We start from the raw sequence: 8,938 nt of genomic DNA, 5'->3' as shown, positions 1-8,938 counted from the left end.
CGGCGGAACGGTCTACTTGGACTGCGTCGAGACGCTCACGCCGCTGAAGCCCTGCGCGCCGGCGAGGCTGAAGTAGACCCAGCCGGACGGCGGGTTGTCGATCGTCAGGGTCTCGCTGTTGCCCGCGTTGGTGGACTTCGCCTGGTAGCTGCTGGTGGTGGCCCAGTTGCCGCCCCCGTAGTACAGGTCGGCGTTGCCGGAGCCGCCGCTGCTGGTGAGGGTCAGTTGCTTGACCCCGGCCGGCAGGTTCACGAAGTGGTGACTGTAGTTGCCGGTGGTGGCGGCGAGGTTGTCACGGCGGCAGTTCTTGTCGAATTGACGGGGGTCGCTGAGGGTGCAGAGCGGGACGGTGGTGGGAGTGTCCGTGGCGTCCGGCAGCGGGCCGCAGTCGCTGGTCGCACAGGCGGTCGTCAGCCAGGTCGTGAAGTCGGCGTCGTAGCGGGTGCCGATGGTCTGCTTCAGGAAGGTGCGGGCGCCGGTCCAGTCACCGGCGCGGTACTTGGTGAGTACGGTCCCGATGTCGGCGGGGTGCGCCTGAAGCATGTAGCGGACCGCGAGGAAGCCCCAGCGGTAGACCCGGTGGGAGTTGGCCTCGGGGTTCTCGCTCTGGTCGTAGACGGTGTCGAACAGCTCGCTGAGCCGGTACGTCTTCTTGGCTGCCTCGGCGATCGCGTCGGCGTTGCGCTCGCCCCGGTAGCCGAACGCGATGTTCTCGGCGATGCCCTCGACCCACCAGATGGTCGGCGTGGTCATGCCCGCCTCGAAGTCGCCGGACATGTTGTACCGGCCGTCGAGGTAATGGGTGTACTCGTGGTTGAGGTTCCAGATCTGGAAGTCCGGGCGCAGCCACTGCGCTTCGTGGGCGATGAAACGCGCCTGGTTGCCGGGGGCGGCCGGGTTGCCCTCCTCGTACATGCCGCCGTTGTCGACGTCGATGTTGTAGATGGCCCAGGCGTACAGCGAGTACTGGGTGTATTCGTCGAAGACGACGACTTCGAGGTTGGTGTTCACGTCACCGGGGATCGCGCCCTTGTCGCCGATGATCCGGTGGAAGTAGGCGTCCTGGTTGACCAGGCTGGTGCAGGTGGCGGCCAGTTGGCCGGGAGACATGTCCTGGGCGCGGATCTTCAGGCCCGGGGTGCAGGTGTGCTGGATCGGCAGGACGGCCGGGAGCACGCGGTCGGCGAGGTCGCAGATGGCGTAGGCCGCGCAGTTGCCCCTGTCGTACTGGCGTGTGGTCCAGCCCAGGTTCATGGTGATCGGAGCGGTGGGGCCGACGTTCGGGTACCGGTTGATCAGGTCCTTCAACAGCGGCCGGACCCGGTCCTTGAGCTCGGGGACGTCCAGGGCGTAACCGAGGAAGCGGCCGACGTTGCTGACCACGTCCAAGCGGTTCAGCTGCGCGCCGTTGCGCGTGATGAAACCGGCCCAGGTGTTGAGGATGGCGGGGTCGGCCTTGAGGGCGGCGCGCCAGCCGCGGTCGTCGTTCTTGGCCTTGAAGCCGTTCTCGACGACCCACTCGACGTGCTGCATGGAGAGGTTCATCTGGCCGGTCCACGTGCCGTCGTAGCTGCCGAGCATCCACTTCACGACGCCGGCGTACCGACCTGCCGCGTGGGTGCTGTCGATGAGCGTGACGACCTCGTTCAGGATTTCGCCGTTGGCGTCGGTGACGTCCTTGCTGCGCGGGGAGGCGAAGAAGGCGTCCAGTGCGCCGAGCGCCGCACCGTTCAGCGCCGTGCCGTAGTCGCCCACGAAGTCCGCGTGGTTGTCCTGCACGTAGTAACCGGCGCGCAGGAACAGCACCAGCTGCCCGATGGAGGCGCTGTTGCTGCCCGAGTACGAGGCGGAGGCGTCGCGCAGTGCGTTGGCGACGGTCACCATCTGGGGCTCGCGGAAGGCCTTTCGCGCGTTCTCCCCGGTGAGGTTGAACAGCGGGTAGGTACAGGTGATGTGGGGAAGGGCCTTGAGCTGCTGGACCAGCGTGCTGCCCGTGGCGTTGATCACCCCGGAGAGGTCGGGACATGCCTCCGCGGCGGCGGCCGAGGACCGCCTGCCGGGCTCGACCACGGGGGCGGGCTTCGGGGCGGACTCCTTGGCACTGTCCTGCGAGGAGATCCGGAAGCGGGCGTTCTTGTTCGTCGCGTCGGGCGACTTGGGAACCGGGATCGACCGCGGTGCCGAGGCCGCGGTCCTGCTTGCGTTCGCACCGGCCGGGTCCACGGCGCCGACGGGGGCGGCCTGGCTCGGCGGCGTGAACAGTCCGAGCGTGATGAAGACGGCTGCGCCGAGCGCGGGAAGTCTTCGTGCGCGGGTCTTCGATATGCGGAAGGGATGCATCTGTGGGGGCCTCCGGGCCGGTGTGGCCACGTGCTGGGGCGCACGGGCAGCTAACACATGACGTGTAAAATTTCACATGTCGCATTGTTCAGGAAGGCTTTCGGCCAGATTCATCTGCCGGCGCAGCAGAAATGTCCCGGAGACCCACTCCGGCTTCCCGTCAACCACCCACACCGACAGACGAGTTGAGTGCGCCCACATGCCCCTGTTCATGGCTGTTTGCCCACGTCGTACAGGAGTTGGCGTGCTGTACCTTTCGGTTACCTGACCGCCCGTCGGGTACCACACTTCACGACACGACGACGGGGTGAATGCGATGCCGCTTGAGGGCGAGTACGAGCCGCATCCGGTGCAGTGGGTGCGCGAACAGGCCGAGTTGTACGAGAGTTCGGGCGGCAGGCAAGGGGCGACGCTCTGGGACACGGGCCTGCCCGTCGTCATTCTCACCACGCGCGGCGCGAGGAGCGGCAAGATCCGCAAGATCCCGCTGATGCGCGTGGAGCACGAGGGGCGGTACGCGGCCGTGGCCTCGAACGGCGGCTTCCCGCGTCACCCGGTCTGGTACTTCAACGTCAAGTCCGGCCCGCACGTGGAGCTCCAGGACGGTTCCGTACGCCAGGACATGACGGCCCGTGAGATCACCGGGGACGAGAGGGCCGAGTGGTGGGAGCGCGCGGTCGCCGCGTATCCGCCGTACGCCGATTACCAGGAGAAGACCGACCGCGTGATCCCCGTCTTCGTGCTGGAGCCCGTGCCGTACTTCGTGAAAGCGCGGGACTAGGGGGGAGTGCCGGGGCACTCCGCGGAGCGTGCTCGCTCCCCACTGACGTACTCGACCCGCAGCTTCTCGTTCTCCTGCACGACGAACATCGTGCCTCCCGTAGGACTCCACCCCCGGGAGACCAGGAAGATCCGGTCGCCGGACACGTGGAAGAGCCGCAGCCCCGCGTACCGGTAGCGGAAGGCGCTCGCCTTGTCGGCGATCGTGAAACGGCAACTGCCGCGTCCGTGGATGAGCAGGTCGTTGCTGCTGAACACGGCGACAGCGGGGAACTGCGTCTCCACGGTCCGCGCGGTCAGCGCCGCCCGGCCCCGGCCGACGATCCCCGCGTAGGAGTACACCGCCCAGAACAGCGCGAGGACGGTGACCAGCAGGCACAGGGCCCACATGCGCGGGTCACGGCCGTCGCGGGTGCGGGCGTAGCCGGTCAGCAGGAACCCGATGATCGTCAGGAGTGCCACCAGCAACTCGAAGAGCGCGGGGTGGAGGGACCTGAGCGCGAGCGGGAGAACCGGCAGCGTCCAGGCGTGCCGCATCCACCGCAACGGCCGTGCGAGCGCGCCCGGTTCTCGCTGTATGCGGCGGTGCACGGTGAGCGCGGCGAACGCGGCAGCCGTACCGAGCAGCACGGGCAGATAGAGGGCATCGACGCTGCGGAGCAGATAGTCACGGGTGGAGAAGTGGAACACCGTGTCCCGCAGCCCGAGGGCCTTGGCCTCGGCATCGGTGCTCGACCAGCCGAAGTAGAAGAGCACGGCGGTGAAGAGGGAGACGAGCGAACCGATGGTCCCGACGAGTTCGGTGAGACCGGCCCGGGGGACCGGGTCCGACGGTCGGGGATCGGGGTCGCCGGGCGGCGCGGGGCGTGGGGCGGGATCGGGATCGGGGTCCGGGCCCGGGCTCGGGAGGGGATCGGGGCCAGGGTCCGGCTCGGGGGCGGGATTCGGGGCCGGTTCGGGTGCGGGGCGAGGCCCGGGACCGGGGGGCGGGGACGGTTCCGGATCGGGGCCCGTCACGACGATTCAGAGGGGGACGGCGGCAGCGGGGACGCGGACGGAGGAGGGGAGAGGGAGGGTTTCGGCGAAGGCGTGGAGGGGTTCGGAACTGGTGGTTCCGGGGGCGGCTGCGAGGTCGATTTCGTCGTCCCTTTGATCCTGAACACGCCAGGTTTGGTCAGCGTGCCACCCTGGTAGGTCAGGGTCAGATCCACCGGTCCGGCCCCTTCGAAAGCCTCCGGCAGTCTGAATCCGACCCCGGCGTCGTGGCAGCACTCGCTGTACGTCGGTGCCAGCCCCAGCACCGTGTTTCCGTCGATCTTCAGGACCGCGCCGGTGATCTTATGGGGCCAGGTGCCGTGTACGCGGAAGAAGTCGTCGGGCGACAACGTGGATCCGGGCCCCGGGTCCACCTCCGTGATGCTCGGACGGCATGCGGTGGTGCCGCCGCGGACCGGGCGCAACGTGACCTTCGCCCGTGGGTTCTGCCGGTTCCGGCCGATCGCCTGATTCAGCGTCCGGTACGCCGCCGTCTCGCGGCATTTGCCCTGTACGAACCCAGGTCCACCGAGCGAGTCGTACAGACGTCCCGCCTCTGCCCACAGCGTGGTGTCCCCTTGCGCCGCCAGGCACGCGGACACCAGACCTGAGACGAGGTTCCACTGCTTGCTGCCGTCGCTGTGCCGGCTGACGGTCTTGCGCGCATCGGAGCACCGGAGATCCTGCAACTGGTCGTAGACGTCGGCCGGGCGGTCGATCAGGGTGTCGGTATTGGGCACTTGGGGGCCCCAGGGCAACCAGTCGAGCTCGGCATTCCGGTCGCCGCCGCCGTCGTTCCCGCCGTTGCCCCGGCCATTCCCGCCGCCATTGCCGCCGTTCCCGCGGCCGTTGCCACCGTTTCCACCTCCATTGCCACCGTCGTTGCCGCCGTTCCCGCCTCCATTGCCGCTGTTCCCACGGTCGTTGCCGCCGTTTCCACCTCCATTCGCGCCGTTCCCACCACCATTCCCGCCGCTGCCGTCATTCCCGCCGTTGGTGCCGCCGTGCCCGCCATCGCTCCCGCCGTCGCCGTACCCGTCGTCTTCGGAGGGGTCCCAGGTAGGTCCGCCGGAACCCGGTCCCGAACTCCATTCGCCGCCGTCCGAGCCCCCGCTCGCCCGCGGCGGCGGCATGTTCCCGCCGCCTCCGCCGCTACCGCAGCCCGTGAGTACCAGGGTCGTGGCGAGCACTCCCGGAACCAGCACTCCCCAGCACCTGCGCCACGCGATTCGTCCAGCCATGAGCTCCCCCAAAGACATGCCCGAGGTCTACTCATCATCGCCAGCTGTGCCCACCGCGGGAAGAACCGCGTACGGCCCGTGCCCCGGCACATTCCTCTCTCCGGCCCCCGAAGGTCCGCGCTCCACTCCAGCCGCTCCGTCAACGCGCCGAACCGGCTCGCGTGCCATCCTCGGGAAGCAGGCGTTCCAGATCTGTGCGGGGCGATGCACGCCGCGCCGCCGCGCACGCCCTGGGCGGGCGCGATGCTCATGGACTTGTTCATGACATGCCCGAGGGGGCAGCATGCGACACGATCTCACCGGTTTCGACCAGGTTGTCCTGCCCGAGTTGCGGCTGCCCTGGACGGTCGGCCTCCACCCCGACGTACAAGCGACGCATCTGGCCCTCGTCGACTGGTCCGAGAGGTACGGGCTGTTGCGGGACGACGTGGAACGCGAACGCTACGCCGGCTACCGGTTCGCCTGGTTGGCAGGCCGCTGCTTCCCCCGCGCCGACCGGGTGTTCGCCCAGTGGGCCGCCGACTTCATGCTCTGGTTCTTCCTCTTCGACGACGTCACCGCCGACCGGGTGGAGAGCGGCGAGCAGGCCGCGGACATGGTCCGCCGACTGACAGCGATGCTGGACGCGGTCGACCTGGACACCACCGGCGACGAGTCGCTGCACGGTGGGACGGCCTGGCTCGACCTCTGCCATCGGTTGCGGACGTTGGCGCCGGCGGAAGAGAACTACCAGCGATGGGCCAACGCGATGAGACTGTGGTTCCTCTCGCTGGGCTTGCAGGTGTTCGACCAGCTGTGCACCAAAGGAGTCGACCCCCGGTCCTACGTGGCCTACCGGCAGTACTCGGCCGGCCTCAAACCGCCGTTCGCCGTCGTGGATCTGGCCAACGCCGGGCCGATCACCCCCGAGGAGTTCCACGCGCCGCGGACGCGCCTGCTGGAGCACTACGCCGGCAACGTCGTGGCCTGGTCGAACGATGTGCTCAGTTCCCCCGCGGAGGTGCACGAGCCGTCGACCCGCAGCCTCGTCACCGTCCTCAAGGACGCCGATCCTGACCGGTCCTGGCAGGACGCCGTCGACCTCGCGGTCGCCCGGACGCACGCCGAGATCGCCAAGTTCGCCGACCTCGCCTCCGCGGTCCGCCGTACCGCAGGACCGCAGATGTCGGGGTGGATCGACGGCTGCCAGGACTGGATGGCCGGCACCGTCGCCTGGTCCCTGCAGGACAGCGCCCGCTACGGCCACACCGCCGCCGCACCGCTGTCGCCCGCGCCCGGCACGGCCGACCGGACGACGCCCACACGATGAAGGACACCCTCCGCCATGCCTCTCACCGCACCTCTGCCTCCTGGGGTCACCCTCACCCCCGACGAGCTGTGGCGGCTGGAACAGCAGCCGTCGATGCTGGAGGAGATCCGCGCCGTCCACGGGGACCTGTTCACACTTCACCGGCCGGGCCTGCCGCCCAGGGTGTTCCTCTCCGACCCTCGCCACTTCCGCAGCATCCTGCTGCGACACGACCAAGAGCTGCCCGGGCTCGGCACCACCAGGTACAACCACCTCATCGGCCCCCGCAGCATGCTGAAACTGTGCGGGGCGGAGCATCGACGGATCCGGAAGGCCGCTACACCGCCGTTCGTCGGCACGTCGTTGCAGCAACAGGCCGGTACGGTCCACCGGTTGATCACCGAGGGTCTGAGCGAGCTGCGCGGGCTCCCCTCCCAGCCGCTGTCGCGGATGACGCTCAGGATCACCGCACGTGTCATGAACGCCCTGATCTTCCCCGCCCTCGCCCCCGACACCGGGCAGGCGATGGAGGAGTCACTGACCGCCGTGCTCAACGCCCTGCACGACGCCCGCACGGCCGACCCCCGGCAGCGGGCGTCGCTGGGCGCCGACTACCACAGGGCCCGCGACGAACTGGATCGTCTGCTGGCTGCAGAAATCACCCGCGCCCGTGCAGCCGGAAACCGGGCCCGTGCAGCCGGAATCCGTCACGCCGACGGTTCGCTGCTCTCCGCGCTGCTGACCGTCCCCGGCCGGCTTCCCGACCACGACGTCCGCGACCAGATCGTCAGCGTGCTCACCGGCGGCACCACCACCGCCGGCAACGGCATGTCGATGGCCCTCTACTGGATGCACCACCGGCCCGACGTCGCCGCGAGGCTGACGGCGGAGCTGCGCACGCTGCCCGGCGACGCCCCCGCGCTGGAGATCGCGAAACTGCCCTACTTGTCGGCCGTCTGCAGGGAATCGCTCCGCCTCCCGACGGTCACCCCGACCAGCGCCGCGCGTCGGGTGACGGCGCCCTTCACCGAGGAGGGCTACCACTTTCCCGAAGGCACGGAGATCATCGTCGCGATCCACCTCGCCCACCACCACGAGCAGACCTACCCCGACCCCACCCGGTTCCGGCCGGAGCGGTTCCTCGCCAGGCCCGCCGACGCCCTGCGCTACCTGCCCTTCGGCATCGGCACCCACCGTTGCCTCGGAGCCCAACTGACCGAGCTGGAGATGAGGCTCACCCTGGCCGAAGCGCTCCGGCTCGACGGCTTCGGCCTCTCCGGAACGGACGTGGAACTGCAGCCACGCTCACACGGCGTCAACCTCACCACCCCGCACTCGGTTCAGGTCCGGTACGGCGCCGCCTGAGCACCGTGACCAATTGGCCGTGTTGTCAGAGGGGGTTGGGCTCGCCCAGGGCGGCCGTGACGAAGGGGCCGCCGACGTACTCCCCGGCGGGGCCGATGGGGGCGGGGGCGTTGATCTGGTCCGCGAACGTCTCGGCGTCGTCCTGGGACGCGTAGCCCAGGGCCTCCGCTTCGGCGAGGGAGTAGATGCGGCGCGTGTTGTCGGATACGCCCCAGATCAGGCGGTAGCCGGGCGACGGGGTGGCCAGACAGGCTTCGAAGAGGCGCGCGGCGTCGCCGGGGGAGAGCCAGGTGACCAGGCCGCGCGGTCCGAGGCCGACCGGGCTCGGGAAACAGGAGCCGATGCGGACGACGATGACGTCCATGCCGAATCGCGAGTGGTAAAGGCTTCCGAGCGCTTCGATGGCCGCCTTGCTCACGCCGTAGAAGGTGTCGGGGCGGGCGGTGGAGTCGGCGGCCAGGCCCGTCTCGCCGGCTTCGTCGTTCCGCCGGAAACCGACGGCGTGGTTGCTGGAAGCCAGGATGACGCGCGGGACACCGGCCGCGCGGCAGGCTTCCAGGACCGTCCTGGTGCCGTGGACGTTGACGTCGAGGATCTCTTCCCACGACGTCTCGCGGCTGTGTCCGCCGAGGTGGATCACCGCGTCGACACCGGCGCACGCCTCGGCCATCGCGGCCGGGTCGGTGACCGAGGCGGAGACCAGCTCGACTGTTTCGCCCGCCTCCGCGGCCGGCTGGTCGGAGAGGTCCAGCAGGCGCAGGATCCGGCCGTCACGGCGGAGCCGCGAGCGCATCAGGCCGCCGACTATCCCCGCTGATCCGGTGATCAGGACGCGCTGGTCTGCCATCGGTGTTCTCTTTTCTCTACGTACCGACAAGTTTCTCTACGT

7 protein-coding genes are annotated in these 8,938 nt (G+C 69.2%); 3 read left to right on the top strand and 4 right to left on the bottom strand.

The window, feature by feature from the left end; translation table 11 throughout:
- Nucleotides 1–12 precede the first annotated feature (12 nt).
- Complete coding sequence (locus ACWGIG_RS33445; protein WP_453325450.1) at nt 13–2,340, bottom strand: collagenase; 2,328 nt, start codon at nt 2,338–2,340, stop codon at nt 13–15.
- Between the two features lie 316 nt (nt 2,341–2,656).
- Between ACWGIG_RS33445 and ACWGIG_RS33440 the strand changes: the two genes are divergently transcribed.
- Nucleotides 2,657–3,121, top strand: coding sequence for a nitroreductase family deazaflavin-dependent oxidoreductase (locus tag ACWGIG_RS33440; RefSeq protein WP_453325449.1), 465 nt, complete (start codon nt 2,657–2,659; stop codon nt 3,119–3,121).
- On the opposite strand, the gene ACWGIG_RS33435 is transcribed toward ACWGIG_RS33440, so the two are convergent.
- Entirely contained in the window at nt 3,118–3,876 is a 759-nt protein-coding gene (locus tag ACWGIG_RS33435) for a hypothetical protein (protein WP_453325448.1), read from the bottom strand. The genes ACWGIG_RS33440 and ACWGIG_RS33435 overlap by 4 nt on opposite strands.
- 257 nt (nt 3,877–4,133) lie before the next feature.
- Nucleotides 4,134–4,895 carry a hypothetical protein gene (locus tag ACWGIG_RS33430; RefSeq protein ID WP_453325447.1) on the bottom strand — a complete coding sequence of 254 codons (762 nt, stop codon included), beginning with the start codon at nt 4,893–4,895 and terminating at the stop codon, nt 4,134–4,136.
- Between the two features lie 784 nt (nt 4,896–5,679).
- On the opposite strand from ACWGIG_RS33430, the gene ACWGIG_RS33425 reads away from it, so the two are divergent.
- Together ACWGIG_RS33425 and ACWGIG_RS33420 are read left to right on the top strand one after the other, a co-directional pair.
- The gene (locus tag ACWGIG_RS33425; protein ID WP_453325446.1) at nt 5,680–6,705 is read left to right on the top strand and encodes a terpene synthase family protein; all 1,026 of its coding nucleotides are present in this window, start codon (nt 5,680–5,682) and stop codon (nt 6,703–6,705) included.
- A 15-nt stretch (nt 6,706–6,720) separates the two neighbouring features.
- Nucleotides 6,721–8,049, top strand: a complete 1,329-nt coding sequence (locus tag ACWGIG_RS33420; RefSeq protein WP_453325445.1) for a cytochrome P450 — start codon at nt 6,721–6,723, stop codon at nt 8,047–8,049.
- Between the two features lie 25 nt (nt 8,050–8,074).
- Here the strand turns inward: ACWGIG_RS33420 and ACWGIG_RS33415 are convergent, their stop codons facing one another.
- The gene (locus tag ACWGIG_RS33415) at nt 8,075–8,896 is read right to left on the bottom strand and encodes an NAD-dependent epimerase/dehydratase family protein (protein WP_453325444.1); all 822 of its coding nucleotides are present in this window, start codon (nt 8,894–8,896) and stop codon (nt 8,075–8,077) included.
- Between the last annotated feature and the right edge of the window lie 42 nt (nt 8,897–8,938).

It is taken from the genome of Streptomyces sp. NPDC054863, from assembly GCF_053610825.1.
Note: the sequence above shows the minus strand (reverse complement) of the source record. Positions and strands in the feature narration are given on the sequence as shown.